We start from the raw sequence: 24629 nt of genomic DNA on the forward strand, positions 1-24629 counted from the left end.
TCGGGCTCTTCCTCGCTTCGATTTACTTAATGAATTTGTGTGATGCGATACAGCGACGTGATGGACTTCGCATGCATATGCACATTCGCAGGAGACTCCTGTGACACATAAAGCACTTACAACTTCACTTGTGTGTTTTGCGCTTATTTTCACATTATCGTTTGGCAGGTATAAAGTGATTGCGCAGTCTCATGGTGTGGCCCAACGATCCTTAGTCAGGCAGACTCGCATGCAAGAAGGCGCACAAGCAATGGTGAATATGCCAAGCATAGCGCCACTTTTTCTCGAAAACTCAAAATTCTCAAGCACTCTTTACATAGTGAATGAAGGCAACCCTCCCGCAAACGGGAGAATCCTCTTGCTAAGTGATGAGGGGCATATTTTAGCGGATAAAACAGTTACTGTGGCTGGCCATGATAAGTCAGAAGTCCCTATCCGCTCATTGCTTACTTCAGTCCATATCGACAATATTCGGGGAAGCTTAGAACTGTTTGACGATAATGTGAATGGTTCAACACTGGTCGGCGAACTTATAATCACGCAGCACGATAATTCATCTTCAGTAAATCTTGATGAAGAATTGCTAATGCCAACAATGAGCCAATCTCATCAGTTGCGTGGGCTGGCTGTGAAAGCAATTGCAAGTCCAATCATCGCAGTCAGTAGCACATCAGAGCAACCCGTTGATGTGAATGTGCAATGCGTGAGAGAATCAAACAAAGTTGTTCAATTGACGTTGCATATTAATTCCCACGAAGTACTCGTCCTTCGACCATGTGATCGTGAACCCCCTTCTGCGAACACTTCTGATATTTTCAGCTTCAAAGAAACTGAACTCGGCCATGCAGAGGCAATGGGAATTTTGGTCAGTTCTTCAGACCCTCGCGCAGAAATTCAAGCATTCGGTATTTCTCCGACATTAGTGAGCGGAACACAAAGCTTTACCTCCGTTTCATTTCATGATCCAGACGATGCGCTTTCTTCTCAGGTCGTATATCCAGGTGTACCAATTGGCCCGATCAAGGGCCTAGAAGGTGCTAGCTATCACCCAAAAGTGTCCGTACAAAACTTCTCGTCGGACACCCGGAAAATCACAATACATCTTGGACAAACCTATGAAGGTATATCAAGTTACAATTCCATTGCTACATTTGAAGTCAGCCCTCATGCAGTAATAACTTCAGATATTTCTACGCTCGCTGTAAACGCCCACGCCTCTCTAAACTCTATCGTGGTAGAAGCAGACGGGAATCCATCAGACGTCCAAGTACAAATCTGGTCTGATAGCGACTCTAATTCAAGCCCGATAATTTTCACTGGCAAAGATTTCAATGATGATCGAAACGCTGGCATGCACCCGTGGAGCATGACAACCGGTAACGAGGATGTATTACTACTTTATAATCAAACAGATGAGAAGCAACCAGTTAACTTAAAGATTAGTAACCGTAAGGATTTATGGCAAAAAATCATTACATTAAAACCACACGAAACTACACAGATTTCCCCTAAAGAAACTGCAGATTCAGAAATCCGGGACGACTTTAACAAACTATTTGAATATGGTTTGGAAGAGGGAGAAATTAGTTGGTACACGAACGAAAGTGGAAAAGTGAAAGGACGTGTTCAACACGTAAATAACCACACAGGTGTAATTTCCAGCTTTCAGTGCGCGGGGTATGTTATTTTTTGTGGGCTTGGGGGATCAATTACCGGCCCTTCCACTGTCTCTCTAACACAAAGTGCTTCATATAGCGCAGGGAATCCTGAGTCCTGTGTCAATAATGAAGCTCCACAACTATGCTATGGAACAGCGAATGGCGCTTGGACAAGCCTGACATGGCAATGGACTGAATTGGGTCCGTTTACAGCCCAAGGATCAACTACCGAGAATATTCTCAATGTACAAGCATCGGGCGTAAACGCGACCTCTTTACAGGTTGAGGCAATTCCAAACGGCTCAGATGCGATGCTTCTCAGTCAAAATCAGTGCAAGTGCTTCCTCCGAAATACTTTTTCAGTCCGTCGGAGACAGTTGTTTCACAACCATCTGAGTGTACGCAGGCAGGAGGAACTGGAAAGTACTTAGATGTGTCGTATTATATTGCGGACTCAAATGGAAGCAGGATCAATCATTCAGGAATGGCTCCCGGCGAAAACATTCAAGGGACTTGGCATGATGCATACTCCACACCGACAACCACCCGGTCAGATGGAAGCTTTGATGATGTACCATTCGGAGCTTGTTATGGCATTTCAGGACATTTTTGTGCTGCTGGGGACTCGCAACAATTTAGAGTTACTATAAATGGGACTTACTACTCAATTAGTACAAACACTACTTCAAAGATGTGTACGGATGGTATTCAACTAATCATCCAAGGTAATCCCGCCTCGCAAAACAAGACCTACACAGAAGGAAATGTGCAATGAAAATAAGAAGCATTGCAATCTTATTGTTCATTATGTGCGTCTGCTTCGTAATGTATCTGGAAGAATTTTCTCCTATTTACGCTTGCCCCCAGACATCCGACCAGCAATCGAATATTGCCACCATAAATGTACAGCGAGTTATGACAGAATCCTTTTCACGATGCTTTTCAAGCATGAATGGCATCCAAGTAATTTCATGGAAACCACCAACCGCAGACGAAATGGCAACGGTCAAATCTTTTGGAGATCTAGCAGTTCCACCATTGCGGGATTATCTGACGACGAAGAAAGGTGGTATTAGGCAGTTGTTGGCTGTTAAATTTCTTTCGGCAATCGGGACTACTTCTGCTTTTATTGCCCTTGAACAAGGACTTACTTCCGACCAATGGGAAGTAACGCGAGCACAGGCGCTTGCATCAATGTATGCAATATCTCCAGCGGAAACACAACCCTACCTAAAAAAGGCACTTAACGATTCATCCCAACTGGTTCGAAAACGCGCTAGTGATCTTCTTCTTCTTGACATGCCCAAAAGCGTCCAAAAGAATACATATTAAGTCACTGCTTACAGATTGACTGCGCCTTGCTGTGCCAGACATCGAGCCGCATAGACAGATGGGACAGCTTGACGCTCGCATATTAGCGAATCGTTACTTGCTCAGGTAGCCCTCATCATTGATAAGCAGCATGGAGGGATGCGGCCCTGGGTCCGTCGGAATGTCCGATTGTGAGCGCGGAAGTTATCGCGTATATAAAAACCTCTTAGAAATTTCATCCCGCAGGCAAATTTTCTACCCCAGCCACCCATAACTTTCCAAAAATCCTTATGCGTTCCTATATTGCACTCCAGACCTGCCGGATATATATTGATTCCCAACACATTTAGCACTCACGTTCTAAATCCCCCGTCTGCTGCTGTTTCTGTTCCAGAACGACCTTTCCCAGGCCCGCAGCAAGTCCGCCCGGCCAATCCAATCCCCCCAACCGTCCGGAATCCGGGCGCTCATGCATGCTTGCATCACGTTAGAGTCATGAATCGAGAAAAGTTGTCTCCCATAGTCCTCTCCGCATTCGCCGCATCCATGGCGCTCTGTGCAGGCGTTGCGCCCGCACAGCAGTCCGCGCCGCAGCAAGCTCCCGCAATCGTTCAGCCCGGAGCTCCCGGAACCGCCAACAAATCCCTCACCACCAAGGCCGCCAACGCTGGCGAAGCCCTCAAGCCTCCCTCCAAAGCCGACGTCGATTTTATGCAGGGCATGATTATGCACCACAATCAGGCCGTCGAAATGACCGAGCTGCTGAAGACCCGCACCAAAGACCCCGCCGTCCAGGAGCTGGGCCACAAAATCGATGTCTCGCAAACCGACGAGATGCGCTGGATGAAAGCGTGGCTCACCGAGCGCGGCCTTCCCATCGACCCCATGGCCGGCATGGACATGGGCAACATGAAGATGGACATGCCCATGATGCCCGGCATGCTTACCGAAGCGCAGATGAACGCACTACGTAAATCTACGGGCCCCGAGTTTGACCACCTCTTTCTCACCGGAATGATTCAGCACCACACCGGCGCGCTCCAGATGGTTAAGGACCTCTTCGCCAATCCCGGCGCGGGACAGGACCCCTACCTCTTTGACTTCGCCAACGACGTTGACAACACGCAGCAAGCAGAAATCGACATCATGCGCCACATGCTCGCTCACATGAATTAAGGAGAGACAATGAACTGCCTCACTTCCCTTTTCGCCACACGCAAGGCTGCCGTCTTCGCATTCGCAGCCGGTCTTTGTGCCACGCAGGCACTGACCGCTCAGACTCCCGCCACACACTCGGAAGTCAAAGCCGTCAAGCCGCCCTCGGTCTTCGTCAACCCGCGCTCTGACTCCAGCGACCCGCGCGTTGGCCTGAAGGGTGGGCTCTACGATGCAGCCTCCGCCATCTCCGGCATGCAGCTTGTGCTCACCACGCCAAAGCCCGCTGGATTCGCGCCTGACATCGACTCCATCAAGGCCGTGGACGCCACGCCTCCGCCGCCGCCTGTCGATCCCGATGCTCCGCGCCAGCGCGGTCCGCAAGGCCCGCCCAGCGGCCCCCGCGCCAACTACGGCGGAACCAACTCCGACCTCGCCTTCAACTCCAAGTACCTCTTTAACGGCAATTACAACGGCATCAACATCTACGACATCTCCGACCCGGCGCACATGTCGCTCGTAACCTCCATCGTCTGCCCCGGCGGACAGGGCGACGTCTCCGTCTACAAGAACCTCATGTTCATGTCCGTCGAAGCCGCCAACGGCCGCATGGACTGCGGCACGCAGGGCTTCCCCGTTCCCGCAGGTGAAGCGGCCCCCGCGCCGCCCACGCCCACCGGCGACGCAGAAAAAGACCGTGCCGCGATGATGGCCTTCCGCATGCGCCAGCCACCCGCCAGCAAAGACCGCGTCAAGGGTGTCCGCATCTTCGACATCTCTGACATTCACAACCCCAAGCAGATTGTTGATGTGCAGACCTGCCGCGGCTCGCACACGCACACCCTCGTCATCGATCCCAAGGATAAAGACAACGTCTACATCTATGTCTCCGGCTCCGCTGGCGTCCGCCCTTCCGAAGAGCTGAATGGCTGCTCCGGCGGCGACCCCGACAAGGACCCCAACTCCGCCGTCTTCACCATCGTCGTCATCCAGGTGCCACTCGCGCACCCTGAGCTGGCCAAAGTCATCAACAGCCCGCGCATCTTCTCTGACCCCGAAACCGGCAAGGCCAACGGCCTCTGGAACGGCGGCAACCACGGTGAAGGCACGCAGACCACCTCCGCCACCCGCGGTTGCCACGACATTACCGCTTACTCATGGCTCGGGCTCGCCGGCGGCGCCTGCTCCGGCAACGGCATCCTGCTCGATATCTCCGACGTTGCCCACCCCAAACGCATCGACGCCGTTACCGATCCCAACTACGCCTTCTGGCACTCCGCCAACTTCTCCAACGATGGCAAGACCGTCCTCTTCACCGACGAGTGGGGCGGCGGCGGCCAGCCTCGCTGCCGCGAATCCGACCCCATGGCCTGGGGCGCGGACGCCATCTTCACCATCACGCCGGACAAGAAGCTGAAGCTCGACGCCTATTACAAGATGCCCGCGCCGCAAACCGACAAGGAAAACTGCGTCGCCCACAACGGCTCCATGATCCCCGTCCCCGGCCGCAACATCGAAGTGCAGTCGTGGTACCAGGGCGGCATCTCCGTCATGGACTACACCGACCCCGCGCACCCCTTCGAAATCGGCTACTTTGACCGCGGCCCGGTCGATGACAGCCGCCCCGCCATGGGAGGCCAGTGGTCCACCTACTACTACAACGGTTACATCTACGGCTCTGAGATCGCCCGCGGCACCGACGTTCTCAAGCTCATCCCGTCGAAATACCTCACGCAGGCTGAAATCGACGCCGCCGCCCAAGTCTACCTCCCTGAGCTGAACGTCCAGAACCAGCCGCACATCGAGTACCCTGAAAACTTCGTCACGGCCAAGGCGTATCTCGACCAGCTTGCCCGTGGCGACAGCCTCAGCGCGGATAAGATTGCGGCCATCAAAGCCAACATCGAAGCCAACAATAAGAAGAAGCTGAAAGCCGACGCCAAGGACGCCGAAAAGGCTGCCGCCACTGCGAAAACCTCCGCAGATGCCGACCGCCTCAAGGCCCTTGCGAAGATCCTCGCAAGCCCCAAAGCCTCGGAAGCCGCTCCCAAGGCTGGCATGTAATTCCACAACCCCGTATTCCACCCTTGCGACAGAAATTAAGTCGCAAGGGTGGGATACCAATCCCCTTCTTCCCTAACTCCGTTCTCCCTCCAAAATAGCCATGCCATCCTGAGCGAAGCCGCTTTCCAGGCGGAGTCGAAGGACCTGCCGTTGTTTCTTGTCCCTCTGTCCCTTTGTCCCTGCCTTTCCATCCCCCCTTCTTCCACCAAAATTAACCTTTCCCCTATTGACACCCTCAATTACGTTGACATCAACTAAGTGGCGCTGACAGAACCCGAAAGGAGAAGGCTCAAACATGTTTACGCCAAAAGGAAAATTCACCTGGTACGAGCTGATGACCAGTGACACCGCCGCTGCAGGCAAGTTCTACTCAGACGTTGTCGGCTGGACAACCCGGGAGGTGCCCGGTGACAGCAGCTCGCCGTATACAGTCTTCGGCATCGGAGAAGCCGGAATCGCCGGCATGCTGAACATCCCCAGCCACACCGCCTGGGTTGGCTACATCTCCGTCGAAGACGTGGATGCCCACATCCCAAAAATCGTGGAAGCAGGCGGCAAGCTCCTGCGGCCCGCCGCGGACGTTCCCGAAATGCTCCGTTTCGCCGTAATGTCCGACCCGCAGGGCGCGGCCATCGTGGTCTTCACTCCCAACCCCAGCATGCCCACGCCCGAGCGCCCCGCGCCGCCCGCCCCCGGCACCGTCGGCTGGAATGAGCTCTACACCACCGACCTCGACGGCTCAATCGACTTCTACAGCAAGCTCTTCGGCTGGACCAAGCTCAGCGACATGAACATGGGCCCCATGGGCATCTACCGCATTTTCGACGAGGGCGACCACAAGGAGATGGGCAGCGGCGGCATGATGGCCAAGCCTCCGCAAGTGCCCGTCTCAAGCTGGAATTTCTACTTCCACGTTGACTCCATCAGCGCGGCCATCAAGCGCGTAGAAGCAGGCGGCGGCAAGGTTACGAACGGCCCCATGCAGGTCCCCGGCAATGCGTGGATTATCAACGGCATGGATCCGCAAGGCGCAGCCTTCGCGCTAGTCAGCGATAAGGAATAACACCGAAGCTTTTCCACACCCCTCCCGTGCCCCACCCTTGCGACTTTTTCTGTCGCATCGGGGCCCCCGGCGAGCGATTTGTGCTCGCCGGGGTGGAGAAGGGTGGGACAGCACTACCGCCAGACTTGAGCCGTGTATCAGGGCACGACTTCAGTCGTGCCGAAAGCGTCAATAAAAAGCACCGGGCTTTAGCCGGGTGCCGGGTGCCCCGGTCCCTGGCAATTGGGGATCGGGGATACCGATACCGCAAGTTCCCCCATCTTGGTTCTCCCACACAATCCCAATTCCCGACCACCGGGAGGGTCACAAAAGTCTTGTGGCGCGCCAAGCGCGCAGCCGCTGCATGCAATGCAAAATAAATCCCAAATCTGTGGATAACTCTTGCGCTCAATTAAACCCTTTTGTGTCACACTAAGAATCAAGCAGAAAAACGGCCCGATTCCTTTGGAATCGGGCCGTTCGTCATTCCGCCCTAAAAAAGTTTTTTCGGGCCATTTTTTCTGCAAAGTAACCACTTTTCAGAAACCTATTAGCCAATCAGTAAACACAAAATTTCGCGCCTAACCGATTGATTCAAAGCATTCTACGAGAGAACCAACAATACCGGACGCATCAGGAACAAAGGGTAGGCGGGGATTTATCCCGGGCAATCAAACCAGCAAAAATATGTTGGGCCTTTAGGCCCTGAGGCACGCTTTTACAGCTTTACACCTTCGCGCTATAGCCGTATCTTCCAGGCCAATGCCCCTCTCCTGCATCTTCGGGCATTGAAATAGGAACCTGACCAATCCTCCGAAAAAGGAAAGAATTTTTATTTTTTTGGAAAAGTAACCACTTTTCAGGAACCTATTAACCAATCAATAAACACAAGTTTTTCTGATGATCTCGTTAATTTTCATTGCTTTACATTGTTTGCAATAGCGCGGGAGCCATTCAGCACAAAAGGCAGGCATAAGCCTCAGCCCCGGCAATCAACTCAGGAGCGTCCCCCACCCTCCTCCCTCAGAATCTGTAACTCTATGGGCAAGCACGCCCCCGCACGCTGTACCCTGTAACCTGTCATTTGTAATCTGCGCGCCATGATAGCTACCGACCAAGACGTTCAATGGATGAAGCAAGCCCTGGAGCTGGCCGAGCGAGGCACAGCCCTTGCTTCCCCCAACCCAGCCGTTGGCTGCATCCTTCTCAACCGGGAAGGCCAGCTCATCGGCAAAGGCTGGCACGAGTACGACCGCCGCGACCACGCCGAAGCTGCCGCCATCAAAGACGCACAACAGAATTATCCTCAACAACTTGCAGGCGGAACTGCATACGTAACTTTAGAGCCCTGCAACCACACCGGACGCACCGGCCCCTGCACAGAAGCCCTCATCGCCGCCGGCATCAAGCGAGTTGTAGCCGCCACCGCCGACCCGAACCCGCACGTCTCCGGCCATGGCATGGAACGCCTCCGGGCCGCAGGTATAGAAACCGTTCTGGGTGTGTGCCAACGGGAAGCCCGCCGCCTCAACGAGCCGTTCGCCCGCTGGAGTCAGACCCGCCACCCTTTCGTGCTGATGAAAGTGGCCATGACTCTCGATGGCCGCATCGCCCCGCCCCCCGGCAAGCACTTGCCCGGCACCCCATTCTGGATTACCAGCGAAGCCTCCCGCGCCCATGTGCAGACGCTGCGCCACCAGGCCGACGCCGTCCTCACCGGGGTCGATACCGTCATCGCCGACAACCCGCTGATGACCGACCGCAGTGGGCCAGCTCAAAACGGCTTGCCGCGCCGCCGCCCGCTCCTTCGAGTAATCCTTGATTCTGCGCTTCGTATCCCATTGGATTCAAAACTAGTTAATACCGCGCAAAATGATGTACTGCTTTACACGATTTCCACAGACGAAAGCCGCATCTCCGAACTGCGCAACCGCGGTCTTCGCGTCGAAGTTCTGTACTCCGAGGCTGGCCGAGTCCCGCTTGAAACAGTCCTAGACAAGCTGGGAGCCGAAGGAATCCTGAGCCTTATCACCGAGACCGGAACCCGTCTCAACACCGCGCTCCTCGCCGCCAATCTTGTAGACCGCTTACACATTTTCGTCAGCCCCCAGATCATGGGCTCCGACGCCATTCCGGCCTTTAAGAGCCTCATCAGCCCGGCCACCCTGCCTAACGTGGAAGTCGAGCGCTACGGCAACGACCTCGGCCTCCTCTCCCTTCTCCGCAACCCGTGGCCTGAGCCGAATCAGCAGTAAACTAGAACTATGTTCACCGGAATCATCGAACAAACCGGCACCCTTGTAGGCGTGGAAACGCACGGCAGCATCCAGCGCATCACCGTAGAGGCACCAGAACTGGCCGCCCGCCTCCGCGAAGGCGACTCCCTCGGCGTCTCCGGCGTCTGCCTCACCGCGCTCGACGTAAATCCCAAGTACTTTTACGCCGACCTCGCCCAGGAAACGCTGGATAAAACCTCGCTCGGCGAGCTCAACCCCGGCGCAAAACTCAACCTGGAGTTGCCCGTTGCCGCTGGCTCGCCACTTGGCGGCCACATTGTGCAGGGGCACGTGGACGGCACTGGCACCCTGACCGTTCTGGAGCCGGTCAACGACAGGCAAAGCCCGGATTTCGACGAGCGCACTACCGACTGGACGCTCAAGGTCAAGGTTCCCGAGAGCCTGCGCCCGTACATGATTCCCAAAGGCTCCATTGCGATTGAAGGCATCAGCCTGACTATCGCCGCCGTGGAGGATGACACCATTCGAGTCGCCATTCTGCCGCTGACCTACTGGCGGACAAACCTGCACGCGCTCAAGGCCGGCGCACCCGTCAATCTCGAAGCCGACGTGCTCATCAAAATGGCCGTTGCCCGCCAGTCCGAGGAGCAAAAAACGGAATTCGACCTGACGGAAAGCTGGCTGGTTGCCAACGGGTACTGAACCCTGATCTGTGCTAAACTGCGACTGGTCGTTTGACTGGTCAATTTCATGCAGACTCTGGAAACCACAACCCGAACCATGCAGGCTTCAGAAGCCAAGACGCATTTTCTGCGCATCCTCGATGAAGTTGAGCGAGGGCAGAGCGTTTTAGTTACGCGCCACGGCCGCACAATCGCCCGCATTGAGCCTGTTCAAGAGACCGAACAGGAGCGCCGTGCACGATTTGAGCACGCGTATCAGGCAATTCTTGAAGTTCGCAAGCACACCAAGCCGGTTTCAATCGAGGAACTCCTGTCTGCTCGAGACGAGGGACGCCGCTAACCGTGCCCTTTGTTCTCGACGCCTCAATTACGGTCACGTGGGCGTTGCCCGGTGAATCTCACCCCGTAGCAGAGGCAGCGCTGCAGGCGCTTCGGAACGGTGAATATGCATTTGTTCCGGGCATATGGTGGTATGAGGTACGAAATATTTTCGTCGTCAATGAGAGGCGCAAGCGCATTTCGCCACCAGCTTCCGTACGATTTCTCGAAGGTCTGCAGAATTTCGACATCACGATACACACCGTGTTCGACAATGCCGAAGTGCTCGTTCTTGCTCGTAGTTTCGGACTAACTGTTTACGACGCTGCCTATCTCGCCCTGGCAAAGCGTGAGGGGATTCCCATTGCCACGCTGGACAAAGCACTGCAGACAGCAGCCACAGCCGCGGGGATTCCGCTTCTGGTTTAAAAGCAAACGCAACTGCCCTGCACCGCGTCTATTGACCAACAGGCGCTGTTACCCTTGAAAGTGGAGAAAGCTACAGACAACGCCGAGCGCATTGCCGGATAAAATCCGGGCGCCGGCAGCGGCAATTATGGCAGAGTTCGTCATCAAGCTGGCAGATGAGCGTGGCCGCGTTCAGGAGCAGGTGCAGACCGCCGCTACCGCCGAGGAGCTGCGCGCGCGTTTCACCCACGCGGGCTATCACGTCTTCTCCGTCAAATCGCGGAGCGGCGGCATCGGCTTTGGCAAAAGCAAGGTCAAGCTGGAGCCCTTCCTCATCTTTAATCAGCAGTTCCTCACGCTCATTCGCGCTGGCCTGCCGATTCTTGGCTCGCTGGAAATGCTGGGCAAGATTCAGAAGAACCGCCAGTTCGCCGGGCAACTCTCTGACGTGGCAGGCCGCGTGAAAACCGGCGAATCGCTGTCAGCAGCCTTTGAGGCGCAATCCGGCTTTCCGCCGATGTACACGACGACGCTACTGGCGGGTGAGCGCTCCGGCAATCTGCAGGAAGTGCTCGAACGCTATGTCAGCTTTCAGCGCGTCACGCTGTCATTCCGCAAAAAGCTTGTTGCCTCGCTGATTTATCCCTGCGTGCTGCTGGTGCTTGTGGGAGCGGTGATGGTGTTTCTCTTTACCGTCGTTATTCCGGAGTTTGCCGAACTCTATAGCCAGCTTGGAAACAAGCTGCCGCCGATTACTACTTATCTTCTCGGCTTCGGCACATGGATGCAGCACAACTTTCTCTGGATTGCGCTTGCCATCCTTGCACTCGCGTTTGGATTGTGGCGGCTGGCTTCTGGAGAGCGTGGCCGCGACGTTATCGATGGCCTGCGCGTTCGTCTGCCTGTCCTTGGCCCCATCTGGCTCAAGTACCAGGTTGCGCTTTTCTCGCGCACTCTCTCCACGCTGCTCACCGGCGGCCTGCCGCTCGTACCTTCGCTGGAGACCGCGGCCCGTTCAATTTCTTCGCGCCGCGTGGCGAAGGGTGTCTTCTCGTCCATTGAAACTGTTCGCGAAGGCAAGAGCCTTGCAGATTCGCTCATGTCTACCAAGGTTTTCCCCGGCCTCTCCACGGAGATGATTGCCGTTGGCGAGCAGACCGGCGCGCTGCCCGCAATGCTTAACTCTGTTGCGGAATTTTTCGAGGAAGATGTTTCCACCGCTCTCACTGCTGCGCTCGCGCTAATTGAACCGGCCATCCTCATTGTCATGAGCGTGGTGGTAGTCTTCATCCTCATCTCTCTCTACCTGCCCATCTTCTCCATGGGCTCAGGAACAACGGGGCAATAATATGGCGAACGCAACTGTACTTCCTACGCCTCTCACCACACCGTTCAACGGCGGAGATGAGCACTCCTACGCCGAGCAGCTTGCCGCACGCTACCACGCAGAGTTTGTCGATCTCAAGAACTTCAAGATTCAGCACGACCTTCTGCGCACGGTACCCGTGGAGCTGATGTTCCGCTACAACTTTGTGCCCATTGAGCAGCAGAACAGCACACTGGTGATTGCTGTTTCCGATCCTTCACAGCTCATGGTACTCGACGAGATTGCAGGGCTGCTTGGGCAGCGCATCATTGCCCGCGTTGCGACGCTCTCACAGATTACAGACCTGCTGAAGAAGACGGAGCAGTCGCAGCGCGTGCTGGATGAAGCCAGCGAAGGACTCACCTTCGACGTGTTGGATGGGGAAGACAACTCGGACGAAAACATCTCGATTGAGAAGCTAACGCGCGAAGAAGACATCAGCCCCATCATTCGGCTTGTTGATACGACAATCTTCACCGCTCTTGAGCGGCGCGCTTCGGATATTCACATCGAGACGCAGGATGATTCCGTTATCGTGAAATACCGTATTGACGGCGTATTGCAAATGGCCATGGCTCCAATTGCACGCGAGCACCACTCAACGATTCTTTCGCGTATCAAGATTATGTCCGAGCTGGACATTGCCGAGCGACGCGTTCCGCAGGACGGTCGCTTCCGCGTGCGCTACAAGGGACGCCTCATCGACTTCCGTGTTTCCATCATGCCGACGGTTCATGGCGAAAATGCCGTGCTTCGCGTGCTCGATAAAGAATCCATGAGCGAGAAGTTCCGCAACCTTACGCTGGATGTGGTGGGCTTTGCGGAAAATGATCTGAGGCGTTTCCGGCATTACATTCGCGAGCCTTACGGCATGGTGCTTGTGACCGGGCCTACCGGCTCCGGCAAGACGACGACGCTTTACGCCGCGCTGAATGAGATCAAGAGCGACGAAGACAAGATCATTACGATTGAAGATCCGGTGGAATACCAGATTCGTGGCATCACGCAGATTCCGGTCAACGAGAAAAAGGGGCTGACCTTTGCGCGTGGACTGCGCTCGATTCTGCGTCACGACCCGGACAAGATTCTCGTCGGCGAAATCCGCGACCAGGAGACGGCGCAGATTGCGATTAACTCCGCGCTCACAGGACACCTTGTTTTTACTACTGTTCACGCGAATAACGTTCTGGATGTGCTGGGACGCTTTCTCAACATGGGTGTGGAGGCTTACAACTTTGTCTCCGCACTCAACTGCATTCTTGCGCAGCGACTTGTCCGCACGGTTTGCGAACACTGCGTGCGCACTGTTCACTATGACGACGAAACTCTGGAAGCCTCAGGCCTCGATCTGGCCGAATGGCGCGGCTTTGATTTCCGCGAGGGCTTAGGCTGCATTGAATGCGGCGGCACGGGGTATCGCGGACGTACCGCAATTCACGAACTGCTCGACCTGACCGACCCCATTCGCGAAATGATTCTGGACAAGAAGCCCACAAGCGAAGTGCGTAAGCTTGCGCAGAAAGAAGGCATGGCCTTCCTGCGTGAATCCGCAATTGAGCGAGTGCGAGGCGGACTCACTACACTGAAAGAAATCAACAAAGTTACCTTCATCGAGGCATCGCGATAGTGTCGATACTGGACAAAATCAAGCTGCAGACCGCGCCCTCTGGCCGCCGTCCTCCCGCTGCCGTGGAGTTAGCGCCGGAAGGCGTGCTGGCGGCGTCTCTTTCTGGGGCAGGTGCGGCTCCGGTACTTGCTTACGCTGTGCTGCCTGCGGGTGCACTGGTTCCCGGAATTACCGAAGCAAACCTGCGTGCTCCTGAAGCTGTTGCCTCGGCGCTGCGCTCTGCGCTCGACCAGGTTGCTCCACGCACGCGTAGCGTCTCCGTCGTGGTGCCTGACACTTCGGCACGCGTCTTTGTGCTGGACTTTGACACACTTCCCACGAAGGCTGCCGAAGCGCTGCCCGTTTTGCGCTTCCGCTTGCGCCGCGTGGTTCCCTTTGATGTGGAACAATCAGCCGTCAGCTATCAGATACTCTCGCAGCAGCGGGATAGTGTGAGGGTGCTCGCGACTATCATGCCTTCCGCAATTCTGGCCGAGTATGAAAGCGCCGTTCGCGCTGCAGGCTATGAACCGGGAGCAGTGCTTCCCTCCGCGCTTGCTTCGCTGGGTGCGCTCGATACGGCTGAGCCATTGCTGACTGCGAACCTCAACGATATTTCTCTCACCACGTCCGTCACGCGCGGCAACGATCTGCTGCTCTACCGCACCATTGAACTGCCTGCGGAACCGTCGGAACGACTGTCCGAAGTACAGCGCGGAGTAGCCGTCGCGGCGGCGTATTTTGAGGACCGTTTGAGCACGCCTCCCACGCAATTGCATTACGCGGGTACCGCTGCGGCGGCTGACTTTATGCAGGCTGTTGCGCACACGCAGTTGCCGGTTACGGAAATTGCTCCCATGCCTGCAACAGGCTCGGTTACAACGCATGGTCCGGTTGGGTTTGCCGGAGTTGCCGGTGCATTGGCGGGGGCTGCCTGATGCGTATAACCATTAATCTTGCGACACGCCCCTTCGCGGACATTGCTCCTGCACTCAAGCGGCTGCGCATTGCCATGGGCGTGCTTGCTGCGTTGTCGCTTCTCTTCTGGCTTGGCATGCACCTGGTACATACCAAAGCTGAGGCTGCACGCGCGCGGGCGCACTCGCTGGATGGCGCACTGGCAAAGCTCAATACGGAGCGGCAGGGCTACCAGCAGCAGCTTCAACAGCCGCAGAATGCGAAGGTTCTTACGCAGGCACAGGCTCTGAATCGTCTCTTTGATGAAAAGTCCTTCTCGTGGACGCTGGCAATGAAGGACCTTGAGACCGTTCTTCCGCCCAGCGTGCAGGTTGTGAGCCTTGAGCCGGTGCGCGACAAGACCGGAACCATCACGCTGCACTTGCGCGTGCAAGGGCCGCGTGACCGCTCCGTGGCGCTGATTCAGAATCTTGAGCACTCACACCGCTTTCTGCAGCCGCGCATTGTGAATGAGACTGCAGATACAGGCAACGGACCGAATCAGCGCCTGGAGCCTGTGAGCGATTCCAATCGCGTGAACTTTGACTTGCTGGCAGACTACAATCCGGCAACACCTGCGGAGCGCAAGGCGGCGGCGAAGAAAATCGACGTGAGCAAGCCTGTTGCGGAAGCACCAGCACCCTTTCATGTCAGTCCCGGCACGCAGCGGCCTCCTTATACCGGGCCGCAGAAACCGCATGCGGGAGGTGCGCAATGAGTACGGCTACTCCTTCTGTTTGGCGGGAACGGCTGGCTTCTCCGCTGACGTGGCACTTCGCCGGCTGCGGTGTGCTGGCAGTGCTGGCGGTTGTGCTTGGCACTCGTTTCTTTATCGATTGGGCAGCAACGAGTGACCGCTCTGCTGATGCGTTGGCAAGCAAGCAGTCTGAATTGAAGCTGCTTGAAATACAGACTGCACCTCTGCGCGGACTCGACAAGCGCGTTGCAGTAACACGGGATGAGATTCAAGACTTTTATTCGAAGCGGATTCCGGCGAACTACTCGGCGATTGAATCGCGCATTGATGATTTGCAGGTAAAGTCCGGGGTCCATCTTTCGCGGTTGCAATACACGCAGGGTAAGACGATTACCGGGGCGGGCAACGACCTGACTGAGATTGAGTTGGATGCAGGTATCAGCGGCGATTATCCGCAGATCATGCGATTCATCAATGGGCTTGAGCGCGATAAGAACTTCTTTGTGATTCGCGCAATGGCTCTGACGAGCCAGCAGGGCGGGCAGGTGAATTTGCGGTTGCGTGTGTCCACATGGCTGCGGCCCGCGGATGTTCCGAAGGGACTGCCGAGTGAAGAAAGCCTGGATGCTGCTCCTGAAGCGAGTAGCGCAGCACAGAACGCCAGCGGAAAGGAGGGTCAGAAAGAATGAAAATCGGCGCGGAAGATAAACGCAAAGTCATGATCCTCGGCGGACTGCTGGTTGTCATTGTGCCGCTGGCCATCTGGGAGCTCTGGGGCATATTTGCTACGCCATCCCAACCACCGCGGCCTGCTCCGGCTGTGACTACAGCGAGAAGCGCCACGCCTGCGCGTGTAACGGCCTCTGCTGCTGCACCAGCCGCGCAGCGCATCACGACCAGTGACATTACGGATGTATCGCTGCACCTGGACAAGCTGGCGGCGAGTGAAGATGTGGAGTATGCAGGCGGCGGACGGAATATTTTTTCTGCGAACTCCGAGCCTGTTGATATTCCCAAGCCAGTAAAGGCAGCGCGTGAAGTGGCGAAGAACAACCTGCCTTCTGTTCCACAAGGGCCGCCGCCCCCGCCGCCAATTGAGCTGAAGTACTTTGGCTACTCGCAGACGAAGGACAAGTCGATACGCGCCTTCCTTGTGCATGGCGACGATATCTTTATGGCGCATACGGGTGAGGTTGTGGACCATCGCTACAAGGTGGGCATGATTTCTCCGGGCAGCGTGCAGATTACGGATCTCTCGTACAACAACACGCAAACACTTCCAATCAGCAACCAGCAATAATGTTTCGCACAACTCTAATTCGCGGCAGGAAAAAGCTCCGCCCCGTAAAGCCGGGCGAAGAAGGCTACATCCTTCTTGGAGCGATTATCCTGCTTGCTCTCTTCGTCATTGCGCTGGCTGTGGCCGCTCCGCGCGTAGCGAAAGAGATTCAGCGCGACCGCGACCTGGAGACAATGCACCGCGGCAAGCAGTACACCCGCGCAATTCAGCTTTACTATAAGCGGTTCCATGCGTATCCGCCGAACCTCGAAGCACTGGTGAAAACGCAGGAAATTCGCTTTCTGCGCAAGCGGTACATTGATCCGACGACTGGCAAGGATGACTGGAAGCCGATCTTCTTTGGGCAAAATAAAACGCCGTTGGCGATGGGCTTCTTTGGCCAGCCGCTAGGCGGAACAGGCGGCAACGTGGTTGCCGGAACCGGGCCAAGTGGCGGCAACGGGCTCGACAACGGCTCCTCGTCCAGCGCGGGGAGCACTTTTGGAAGCTCCTCTTCCGGAAGTACATTTGGCGGCTCTTCTTCGGGGAGTTCTTTCGGAGGCTCTTCTACGTTTGGCTCATCCACGGGCGGCTTTGGCAGCAGTCCAACTGGAACCGGGACTACGAGTGGAACGGATTCCAGCGGCAACAGCAGCAGCGGACTCGGCGGGCAGAACGGGCAGACCTTTGGAGGTGGTGGCGTGATTGGCGTTGCACCAATGAGCCCGAGGCAGTCGCTGATTGTCTATAAAAAGATGAACCACTATAACGAGTGGGAGTTTCTTTACAGCCCGCTGAGCGAGATGCAGACAATTCCCGGCGGAAGCGGCAGCTCCACGATTGGCGGGCAGCCGGCTAGCGGGATTGGCACACCGACCAGTACTACCAACCCGACGAATCCAACGGGGAATCCAAATCCGACGCCCCCGCCTCCAGGTGGTGGAGCCGGTGAATCGGGTACAGCGCCTCCTTCTCCACAATAGTCAGGGAACAATGCGTGTTTGCAAATACTAAGGCCCACTCCTCAGAGGAGTGGGCCTTTTGAAATTCAAGCAGCGCGGTGCTTAGACGGAGAAGGAGGAGCCGCAGCCGCAGGTGGACTTGACCTGCGGGTTGTCGAACTTGAAGCCAGCGGCTTCGAGAGTCTCGACATAATCAACGGTGCAGCCGTTGAGGTACATGAGCGAGGTGGCATCGACGAAAACCTTGAGATCTTCAAAGCTGAAAACCTTGTCCATCATGCCGCTCTGATTCTCAAAAGCCATTGAATACTGGAAACCAGAACATCCGCCGCCTACAACGCCAATGCGCAGGCCGGCAGGCAGAGGATCCTGGGTGGCCATGATTTCACGAACCTTGGCAACGGCCGAGGGGGTGAGAGATAGAGGCGCTTTCTTGACTTCCTGTTCGGGTACAACGGCGATAGTGGCCATAACTTCTCCAGTGCTGCTGATTTCTACTTGAATCCTATGTTACCGGGCCTCTGCCTTAGAAACAAGACCGATTTGGTCCGGCTGTTTATTCGATGCAACTGTGGGCAGGAGGATTCCTAGTTTTCCCGCATTGATTTTGCATGACTTCCGCGCAATATTTGAGACAAACGAACAGACTTTGCACCTTATAAACAACGGTGAGCTGCGTCACTGTTGCGCGATGTGGGAATTGGAGTATTATTCCTTCCCGAAAGGCCCCTCTACCCCGAGCCCGCGCCCAGTTCCCGTTCACACGGACCCGCCGGCATCTGGGACCTTACGCCGCTGTTTCGTATGGAGGTGTTTATGTCTTTCGCTCCCGTGATGTGGATTGTTTGGGGAGTATTAGCCCTGATTGTCGCCGGGGTTCATTTTTACAAATCCCGGCTGGAACGCGATGAAGATGACCAGATCTTCCTCGATGACTCGTTTGACCACATGAAGACTGCGAACGCCGCAATTGTGGCCAGAGTGCAGAAAGTAGAGCCGGTTGAACGCGTTGCATTGTGGGCAGCTACGGCTGCTACCGTCTTTGTGATTGGCTATTACATCGTGGAATTCATTCATCAGTTCCAATAGGAACTCCCCCCTCGGGGAGATCTATCCGGGGAAACTGGCAGGGCCATATCGCGAGATGTGGTGCTGTGAAATTGGATAAGGCTGTTGCGCGCCGCCTGTCTCTGGGTGGTGGAATAGAGAGTTTTAGTCCGTAAAGCGCTGCGACACCTGCCGGTTCCCTATTCCCTTACTTCGCAAATTTGTTTCCGCTACAAGGGTTTCATTTTTTAAATATTTGATTTTTTTATTAAGTTATTACGTAAATCATATGTTAACTTTAGAGTTAATCCATGTGGTTACCTTAAGTGGTCAACCTAACTTCAGTCTTATCCATAAGTACGCCGGAAAAAGACAACGGCCCGATTCTGTTGATGAGAATCGGGCCGTTTTTTATTCCTACAGCTCGGATAAAACAGCGCGCCGTGCCGGGATTGCTGCTCCTACTCCACTTCCGGCTTGGCGCGGTAGCCGTCGCGGGCCAGCACATCGTACTTAAGCGGTTTGTGCTTTTCATCCTGAAACTGCAATGGATGCCCTTCATCATCCACCAATTCGACACGAAGCTTGCGCCATGTGCCGTCCTGCTTGGGGTTGGTGGGATGATAGACAAGCTCGTACTTCGACCGGATGTTCTTGTTGATGTCTTCAAAGATGTCGGGCATCTCCCCAGTGAAGCGCGGGAAGTAGCTGTTGCCGCCGGTGACCTTGGCGAAGGTCTTCATCTCGTTATCGGCCTGCAGGTAATCCATGTCGCGCATGGAGCCACGCATGCCGCCCATCCCCTCTGTCATGGCACGCATGCCGCCGCCGGTGGAGACGGTGAAGATGGTGATGTTCGGCGTGTTCTTTACCTTCTGCAGAATCTTGTCGAAGGTGAGTTTGGAGAGCGTATCGCGGCCTGAGGCGATGACGATGATGTATTTCTGGCCGTCGATGCGGCTGAGGCGGTCTTCCGCTTCGTAGAGGGCGTCGAAGAGATTGCGCTCCTGGAAGCCGGGGATGCGCAGCATGTTGATGGCTTCTAGAAGCTGGCGCTTGTCCTGCGTAAAATCGGTGACAATCTGCGTGCGCAAATCGAAAGTCATGAGGGCAACGTAGTCCTGCGGCCGGAGCTGCTGCGCGAAGGCCCATGCGGCGTTGCGCATGTCGTAAATGAAGGGCCAGACCGTGGACGAGAACTCGCAGAGCATGAGAGCGGTGATGGGGGCTTCGACGCGTTTGAAGCCGACAACTTTCTGCTCGACGCCGTCTTCGTAGACTTTGAAGTTCTGCGGCTTGAGACCGGGAACGAACTGGTGCGTCTTTTCGAGAACGACGCCTACATCCACTGTCACTTCCGGCACGTTGATGCGGATAGATGGGATATCGAGGCCAGCGGGATTGGTGACCTTGGGCGCGGCGGGAGCGGGCGGCGGAGCGGCGTCGGCGGGGACATCCTTCTTCTTCGGCATGGCCATGGGGCCTGTGTCGCCGGTGGGACCGCCGGAGTCGGGCGCGGACTGGTCGGGCTGTTGCTGCTGCGGCTTCTGGGGTGTCTGCTGCTGCGTGGGCGTCTGGGCAAAAGTCAGCGAGGCGGCCAGAAAAACAAATGCAAGCAGCCGGAGATGGGACCAAAGATCGGAATTGGTACGTCGAATACGCATAGGAGCCTCAGTGGCAACAGAATACAGGGGACAAGGGACAACGGAACAGGGACAAAACCTTAACGCCCGTTCGTCCCTGAACTGCGGGGCCGGTTTACAGTTATAGACGTGAGAATGGGTGTTATGGGCATGATTTTTCGGGCAGCGGTGGCGGCAGTACTGGCTGCGAGGATGGTGGCTGGCGCGCAAAATGCAGTTCCGGATGGACCGCCGGCCAGCAAAGGCTTCTTTCCGCTGAGCGAGGTAAAGCGCGGTCTAACCGGCACGGCCTGGACGGTTTTTGAGGGCACGAAACCCGAGCCGATGGACGTGGAAATCCTGGGTGTGCTGAAGGGCGGGCGTGGGCCGGGGCATGACCTGATTCTGGCGCGGCTGCATGGCACCAAGCCGGAATATACGGGCGTGGTGGCTGGAATGAGCGGCAGCCCGGTGTATATTGGCGACCGGCTGCTGGGCTCGCTTTCCTATCGAATTGGGCAGTTCAGCAAGGAGCCGATTGCGGGGATTACTCCGATTGCGCAGATGCTGGAGGTTCGGGATTTGCCCTCGAAATTAGGAGATGCGAGTCTTGCGGCTTCGCAGCCTCTTTCTAGCGAAACGACGGTTCAGGCTATGGAGACGCCGCTGGTCATGAGCGGTTTTGCTCCGGAAGCCGTGCGGCTGTGGCAGGACCGGATGAAGGGCACCGGGCTCGATGTGGTGTCGGCTGGTGGAATGAGCGGGGGTGCTTCTTCTGTCGCCGATGAGGATGCGGCGATTCGCAGCATTGTTCCGGGGTCGGCGGTAAGCCTGGAGCTGGTGCGCGGCGATGTGGAAATTGCGGCGACGTGCACGGTTACTTATGTGGACCCGAAGCAATTGCTGGCTTGTGGGCATCCGATTCAGCAGTTGGGTGCAATCAGCGTGCCGATGACGGCAACGGAGGTTGTAGCAACGCTGCCTTCTCCGCTAAACGCCTTCAAGATTGTGAATACAGGCGCGGAGATTGGCGCGTTTACGGAAGACCGCGATGCGGCGATTAAGGGCGTCTTTGGCGCGAAGGCAAAGATGATTCCGGTACACGTGAATATTCATGATGGCGCGAATACTCGTGCGGTGAATTTTGAGGTGCTGGACCAGAGCTCGCTCTCGGGGCAGGCTGTGCTGGTTTCGCTGTACAACTCGTTGCTGCAGTCGAATGCCAACTCCGCGGACACGAGCTATCACGTGACGGGAAAGATTTCGATGGGTGGCGTGGCTGGAGGCGATCCGGTAGAGGCTCCGATTGATGCGTGGGCGAGTGGTGGAGATGGGCAGCCTGCTCCGCTGATGGCTGCGCTGGGTGCTGCGATGGACTTTAACCAGTTCTATGCGAACAGTACGCGGCAGGAAGCGGTGCGGAGTTTGAATCTGGATGTTGAGGTGATTCCGCGGCGCGTAGCGATTGAGCTGTCTTCCGCGCGCGTGGTTTCCAATAACATTGCGCATGCGGGCGATACGGTGATGATTGAAGCGACGGTGCGGCCCTATCAGCAGCCAGAGCGGAATGTGCGGATTCCAGTGACGCTGCCGGGAAGGCTACAACCCGGCTCGGTGCGCGTGCTGGTAAGCGATGCGGGAACGCTGGATAGAACGCTGAATCCTCCGAAGCTTTTTGCCAAACCGGACAGTGTTGATGCCGTTCTTGCAGTGGCAAAAAGCCAGCATGCGGCAGACCGCATTTATGTGAGCCTGCTGACGCCTGAGACGCAGGCGGGAGTTTCCGGGCAGACGCTTGCGAGCCTGCCGCTTTCGATGGCGAATGCGCTGGAGACGCTGCGCGCGGGGCAGGAAGCCTCACTGAATGGCGAGAGCGCCGTGGTTGCCGCAGATGCGCAAGCCGGCGGCCTGCTGACGGGCTTTCAGATACTTACACTGCAGATTGAAGCGAATTGATACAGATATGTGAATTCAACAGGGGTGCCGGACAGGAAATGCCGGGCGCGGTAAACTAGGACATATTTGTTTCGTCTTTAACCGAACTTTCGGGTTCTTTCAGACTGTATTTTTTCGTCTGTATCAGGCACTCCTGCGAGGATACGCGTCATCATGGCACAGATTCACGGATTAGCAGCGCATGCAGCCGGCGCCGAACTTCTGCCTTTCCACTATGAGCCGGGCGAGCTTGGCGCTCACGATGTGGAAATTGCAATTACACACTGCGGTATTTGTCATAGTGATTTGCATTTAATTTCAAACGACTGGGGCGTGAGCACGTACCCGTTTATTCCTGGGCATGAGATTATCGGCTCCGTAAAGACAGTTGGCTCGCATGTAAGCTCGCTCAAAGTTGGAGAGCGCGTGGGGCTGGGATGGCAATCGAACTCGTGCGGCGAGTGCGAGTGGTGCATCCAGGGGAAAGAAAATCTTTGCGCGAAGATGGAAGGCACCTGCGTTGGCCGCCACGGCGGATATGCTGACCGCGTGCGGGCCAATGCGCGGTTCGTCGTGCCGATTCCTGAGGCGCTGGTGAGTGAGGATGCGGCCCCGCTGTTGTGTGGCGGCGTTACGGTCTACAATCCGCTGCGCGAATACAAGGTGAGCCCGGCATCGCGAGTGGGCGTAATCGGCATTGGAGGGCTGGGGCACATGGCCATCCAGTTTGCGAAGGCCTTTGGCGCGGATGTAACGGCGTTTTCTACTTCCGCGGAAAAAGAGAAGGAAGCGCGGGCACTCGGCGCTCATCACTTTGTGAATACGCGAGAGACGCGGGCGCTGAAGGAAGTTGCGGGCAAATTTGATTTGATTCTGAATACCGCGAATGCGGATCAGGACTGGAACATCTACATCCAGGCGCTGCGACCGACCGGGACGCTGGTATTTGTAGGCGTGACGCCGGGCATAATTTCACTGGGGCATGTGTCTTCGCTTATCGGCGGACAGAAGGCCGTTGCAGGCAGCCCGATTGGTAGCCCGGCGCGGATTCGCGAGATGCTGGATGTGGCTGCGCGGCATGGCGTGAAGGCCCAGGTTGAGGCCTTCCCGATGAAAAAAGCGAACGAGGCAATTGAGAAGGTGAAGAAGTTCAAGGTTCGCTACCGGGCAGTGCTGGCGAATTAGGAACGAGTGACGAAGGACGAGGGGCCGCTTGTGCGGCCCTTTTGTTTTAAGTAAGAAATGTTTTAAGGTCTGGGGATGAGTGTTCGGATTGATAAGTGGCTTTGGGCTGCGCGGTTCTTTAAGACTCGGGCGCTGGCATCGAAGGCTTGTGAACTGGGACGGATTCGGATTAACCATATCGAGGTAAAACCGGCGCGGGAGGTTCGCACCGGCGACATGCTTTGGGTAAAAAACGAGGGCGGCGAGTTTGAACTGGAAGTGCTTGCGATAAGCGAAGTGCGTGGGCCCGCTTCGGTGGCGCAGGGGCTGTATCGCGAGACAGACGCCAGTAAAGAGCGCCGGGCGCGCGAGGCCGAAGCACGCAAAACGATGCAGGCTATGATGCCTGTGTCGGAGCGGAAGCCTTCCAAGCGCGACAGGCGGCTGATTCATCGTTTTCGCGGAGATTATTGAGCACCCGCGCTTTTTGTGTAGGATGTGAATGCCGACGGCAGAAAGAAAACGCCGCCACCGGCACTCTGCAACCGCGAGGACTCCTCCATGCAAAGTTACCCCACAGCGAATGTCTATCGGCTGATTGAACCGGGGCCGGTTCTGTTGTTGACGACCTTTCACGAAGGCCACGCCAACGTGATGACGCATTGCTTTAATACGATGATTCAGCATGAGTCTCCCACATTGATTGCCTGCGTGATTGGTTCGTGGGATCACAGCTTCAAAGCGCTGCAGGAGACTGGCGAATGCGTGCTGGCGCTGCCGGGCGTGGACCTGATTGAGACGACCATCGACATTGGGAATAGTTCCGGCGCAAAGATGGACAAGTTCAGCGAATTCAACCTGACCAAGCTCCCGGCAACAAAGGTAAAGGCTCCACTGATTGCGGAATGCCTTGCCAATATCGAATGCAAGGTTGTGGATACGTCCATTGTGGAGAAATACAACCTGTGGATACTGGAACCGGTTGCGGCGCACATCGACCCCGACCGCAGAGAACAGCGAACCTTTCATCACTCCGGCGACGGAACGTTTGTGATGGACGGCAAGGTGATTGACCTGCACAAGCGCATGCACAAGTGGTGGAAGCGGTCCATCTAAGC

The 24629-nt window shown here is 56.0% G+C and carries 23 protein-coding genes; 21 read left to right on the forward strand and 2 right to left on the reverse strand.

Translation table 11 applies throughout. From position 1 onward, the window contains the following. The first annotated feature begins 100 nt into the window (after positions 1 to 100). The 16 genes from AC5S3R_RS10115 to AC5S3R_RS10190 all read left to right on the forward strand — a co-directional run bounded on the left by AC5S3R_RS10115 (position 101) and on the right by AC5S3R_RS10190 (position 17764). Entirely contained in the window at positions 101 to 2089 is a 1989-nt protein-coding gene (locus AC5S3R_RS10115) for a hypothetical protein (RefSeq protein WP_494266913.1), read from the forward strand. Positions 2090 to 2429: 340 nt separating this feature from the next. Beyond that, positions 2430 to 2990: a HEAT repeat domain-containing protein gene (locus AC5S3R_RS10120; protein WP_494266914.1), complete on the forward strand. Its 561-nt coding sequence runs from the start codon at positions 2430 to 2432 to the stop codon at positions 2988 to 2990. Positions 2991 to 3464: 474 nt separating this feature from the next. After that, on the forward strand, positions 3465 to 4145 hold the full coding sequence (locus AC5S3R_RS10125; RefSeq protein WP_494266915.1) for a DUF305 domain-containing protein: 681 nt from the start codon (positions 3465 to 3467) through the stop codon (positions 4143 to 4145). 9 nt (positions 4146 to 4154) lie between these two features. Then, positions 4155 to 6188, forward strand: a complete 2034-nt coding sequence (locus AC5S3R_RS10130) for an LVIVD repeat-containing protein (RefSeq protein ID WP_494266916.1) — start codon at positions 4155 to 4157, stop codon at positions 6186 to 6188. Positions 6189 to 6483: 295 nt separating this feature from the next. Further along, positions 6484 to 7251 carry a VOC family protein gene (locus AC5S3R_RS10135; RefSeq protein WP_494266917.1) on the forward strand — a complete coding sequence of 256 codons (768 nt, stop codon included), beginning with the start codon at positions 6484 to 6486 and terminating at the stop codon, positions 7249 to 7251. A gap of 1079 nt (positions 7252 to 8330) precedes the next feature. Next, the gene (gene ribD, locus AC5S3R_RS10140) at positions 8331 to 9485 is read left to right on the forward strand and encodes a bifunctional diaminohydroxyphosphoribosylaminopyrimidine deaminase/5-amino-6-(5-phosphoribosylamino)uracil reductase RibD (RefSeq protein ID WP_494266918.1); all 1155 of its coding nucleotides are present in this window, start codon (positions 8331 to 8333) and stop codon (positions 9483 to 9485) included. A gap of 9 nt (positions 9486 to 9494) precedes the next feature. Further along, on the forward strand, positions 9495 to 10169 hold the full coding sequence (locus AC5S3R_RS10145) for a riboflavin synthase (protein ID WP_494266919.1): 675 nt from the start codon (positions 9495 to 9497) through the stop codon (positions 10167 to 10169). Positions 10170 to 10217: 48 nt separating this feature from the next. Next, positions 10218 to 10490, forward strand: a complete 273-nt coding sequence (locus AC5S3R_RS10150; protein ID WP_494266920.1) for a type II toxin-antitoxin system Phd/YefM family antitoxin — start codon at positions 10218 to 10220, stop codon at positions 10488 to 10490. A 2-nt stretch (positions 10491 to 10492) separates the two neighbouring features. After that, on the forward strand, positions 10493 to 10897 hold the full coding sequence (locus AC5S3R_RS10155; protein ID WP_494266921.1) for a type II toxin-antitoxin system VapC family toxin: 405 nt from the start codon (positions 10493 to 10495) through the stop codon (positions 10895 to 10897). A 127-nt stretch (positions 10898 to 11024) separates the two neighbouring features. After that, a complete protein-coding gene (locus AC5S3R_RS10160; RefSeq protein WP_494266922.1) occupies positions 11025 to 12224 on the forward strand; it encodes a type II secretion system F family protein in 1200 nt (399 codons plus the stop codon). A 1-nt stretch (position 12225) separates the two neighbouring features. Next, positions 12226 to 13869, forward strand: a complete 1644-nt coding sequence (locus AC5S3R_RS10165; protein WP_494266923.1) for a GspE/PulE family protein — start codon at positions 12226 to 12228, stop codon at positions 13867 to 13869. After that, entirely contained in the window at positions 13869 to 14786 is a 918-nt protein-coding gene (locus AC5S3R_RS10170; protein WP_494266924.1) for a type IV pilus biogenesis protein PilM, read from the forward strand. Before AC5S3R_RS10165 ends, AC5S3R_RS10170 begins: the two co-directional genes overlap by 1 nt. After that, entirely contained in the window at positions 14786 to 15523 is a 738-nt protein-coding gene (locus AC5S3R_RS10175) for a fimbrial assembly protein (RefSeq protein WP_494266925.1), read from the forward strand. The genes AC5S3R_RS10170 and AC5S3R_RS10175 overlap by 1 nt, the downstream gene beginning before the upstream one ends. Continuing rightward, positions 15520 to 16191: a hypothetical protein gene (locus AC5S3R_RS10180; RefSeq protein WP_494266926.1), complete on the forward strand. Its 672-nt coding sequence runs from the start codon at positions 15520 to 15522 to the stop codon at positions 16189 to 16191. The genes AC5S3R_RS10175 and AC5S3R_RS10180 overlap by 4 nt, the downstream gene beginning before the upstream one ends. Then, positions 16188 to 16802, forward strand: a complete 615-nt coding sequence (locus tag AC5S3R_RS10185; protein WP_494266927.1) for a hypothetical protein — start codon at positions 16188 to 16190, stop codon at positions 16800 to 16802. The genes AC5S3R_RS10180 and AC5S3R_RS10185 overlap by 4 nt, the downstream gene beginning before the upstream one ends. Next, positions 16802 to 17764: a type II secretion system protein gene (locus AC5S3R_RS10190; RefSeq protein WP_494266928.1), complete on the forward strand. Its 963-nt coding sequence runs from the start codon at positions 16802 to 16804 to the stop codon at positions 17762 to 17764. Before AC5S3R_RS10185 ends, AC5S3R_RS10190 begins: the two co-directional genes overlap by 1 nt. Positions 17765 to 17845: 81 nt before the next feature. Here the strand turns inward: AC5S3R_RS10190 and AC5S3R_RS10195 are convergent, their stop codons facing one another. Then, a complete protein-coding gene (locus tag AC5S3R_RS10195; RefSeq protein WP_494266929.1) occupies positions 17846 to 18214 on the reverse strand; it encodes a HesB/IscA family protein in 369 nt (122 codons plus the stop codon). Positions 18215 to 18559: 345 nt separating this feature from the next. Between AC5S3R_RS10195 and AC5S3R_RS10200 the strand changes: the two genes are divergently transcribed. Then, positions 18560 to 18832, forward strand: coding sequence for a hypothetical protein (locus AC5S3R_RS10200; RefSeq protein ID WP_494266930.1), 273 nt, complete (start codon positions 18560 to 18562; stop codon positions 18830 to 18832). 419 nt (positions 18833 to 19251) lie between these two features. On the opposite strand, the gene AC5S3R_RS10205 is transcribed toward AC5S3R_RS10200, so the two are convergent. Then, positions 19252 to 20454, reverse strand: coding sequence for a VWA domain-containing protein (locus AC5S3R_RS10205; protein ID WP_494266931.1), 1203 nt, complete (start codon positions 20452 to 20454; stop codon positions 19252 to 19254). 129 nt (positions 20455 to 20583) lie between these two features. Here AC5S3R_RS10205 and AC5S3R_RS10210 point away from each other — a divergent pair, with 129 nt between their 5' ends. The 4 genes from AC5S3R_RS10210 to AC5S3R_RS10225 all read left to right on the forward strand — a co-directional run bounded on the left by AC5S3R_RS10210 (position 20584) and on the right by AC5S3R_RS10225 (position 24627). After that, on the forward strand, positions 20584 to 22368 hold the full coding sequence (locus tag AC5S3R_RS10210; RefSeq protein ID WP_494266932.1) for a SpoIVB peptidase S55: 1785 nt from the start codon (positions 20584 to 20586) through the stop codon (positions 22366 to 22368). A gap of 153 nt (positions 22369 to 22521) precedes the next feature. Beyond that, positions 22522 to 23532, forward strand: coding sequence for an NAD(P)-dependent alcohol dehydrogenase (locus tag AC5S3R_RS10215; RefSeq protein WP_494266933.1), 1011 nt, complete (start codon positions 22522 to 22524; stop codon positions 23530 to 23532). A 75-nt stretch (positions 23533 to 23607) separates the two neighbouring features. After that, positions 23608 to 23985 carry an RNA-binding S4 domain-containing protein gene (locus AC5S3R_RS10220; RefSeq protein ID WP_494266934.1) on the forward strand — a complete coding sequence of 126 codons (378 nt, stop codon included), beginning with the start codon at positions 23608 to 23610 and terminating at the stop codon, positions 23983 to 23985. Positions 23986 to 24072: 87 nt separating this feature from the next. Beyond that, a complete protein-coding gene (locus AC5S3R_RS10225) occupies positions 24073 to 24627 on the forward strand; it encodes a flavin reductase family protein (RefSeq protein WP_494266935.1) in 555 nt (184 codons plus the stop codon). Positions 24628 to 24629 lie beyond the last annotated feature (2 nt).

The organism is Occallatibacter sp. FHG110214_02 (assembly GCF_059115385.1).

Coding starts and splice junctions, on each gene's coding strand:
- AC5S3R_RS10120 (WP_494266914.1), top strand. CDS start 2,430: ATGAAAATAAGAAGCATTGCAATCTTATTGTTCATTATGTGCGTCTGC.
- AC5S3R_RS10125 (WP_494266915.1), top strand. CDS start 3,465: ATGAATCGAGAAAAGTTGTCTCCCATAGTCCTCTCCGCATTCGCCGCA.
- AC5S3R_RS10130 (WP_494266916.1), top strand. CDS start 4,155: ATGAACTGCCTCACTTCCCTTTTCGCCACACGCAAGGCTGCCGTCTTC.
- AC5S3R_RS10135 (WP_494266917.1), top strand. CDS start 6,484: ATGTTTACGCCAAAAGGAAAATTCACCTGGTACGAGCTGATGACCAGT.
- ribD (WP_494266918.1), top strand. CDS start 8,331: ATGATAGCTACCGACCAAGACGTTCAATGGATGAAGCAAGCCCTGGAG.
- AC5S3R_RS10145 (WP_494266919.1), top strand. CDS start 9,495: ATGTTCACCGGAATCATCGAACAAACCGGCACCCTTGTAGGCGTGGAA.
- AC5S3R_RS10150 (WP_494266920.1), top strand. CDS start 10,218: ATGCAGACTCTGGAAACCACAACCCGAACCATGCAGGCTTCAGAAGCC.
- AC5S3R_RS10160 (WP_494266922.1), top strand. CDS start 11,025: ATGGCAGAGTTCGTCATCAAGCTGGCAGATGAGCGTGGCCGCGTTCAG.
- AC5S3R_RS10165 (WP_494266923.1), top strand. CDS start 12,226: ATGGCGAACGCAACTGTACTTCCTACGCCTCTCACCACACCGTTCAAC.
- AC5S3R_RS10175 (WP_494266925.1), top strand. CDS start 14,786: ATGCGTATAACCATTAATCTTGCGACACGCCCCTTCGCGGACATTGCT.
- AC5S3R_RS10180 (WP_494266926.1), top strand. CDS start 15,520: ATGAGTACGGCTACTCCTTCTGTTTGGCGGGAACGGCTGGCTTCTCCG.
- AC5S3R_RS10185 (WP_494266927.1), top strand. CDS start 16,188: ATGAAAATCGGCGCGGAAGATAAACGCAAAGTCATGATCCTCGGCGGA.
- AC5S3R_RS10190 (WP_494266928.1), top strand. CDS start 16,802: ATGTTTCGCACAACTCTAATTCGCGGCAGGAAAAAGCTCCGCCCCGTA.
- AC5S3R_RS10195 (WP_494266929.1), bottom strand. CDS start 18,214: ATGGCCACTATCGCCGTTGTACCCGAACAGGAAGTCAAGAAAGCGCCT.
- AC5S3R_RS10200 (WP_494266930.1), top strand. CDS start 18,560: ATGTCTTTCGCTCCCGTGATGTGGATTGTTTGGGGAGTATTAGCCCTG.
- AC5S3R_RS10205 (WP_494266931.1), bottom strand. CDS start 20,454: ATGCGTATTCGACGTACCAATTCCGATCTTTGGTCCCATCTCCGGCTG.
- AC5S3R_RS10210 (WP_494266932.1), top strand. CDS start 20,584: ATGATTTTTCGGGCAGCGGTGGCGGCAGTACTGGCTGCGAGGATGGTG.
- AC5S3R_RS10215 (WP_494266933.1), top strand. CDS start 22,522: ATGGCACAGATTCACGGATTAGCAGCGCATGCAGCCGGCGCCGAACTT.
- AC5S3R_RS10220 (WP_494266934.1), top strand. CDS start 23,608: ATGAGTGTTCGGATTGATAAGTGGCTTTGGGCTGCGCGGTTCTTTAAG.
- AC5S3R_RS10225 (WP_494266935.1), top strand. CDS start 24,073: ATGCAAAGTTACCCCACAGCGAATGTCTATCGGCTGATTGAACCGGGG.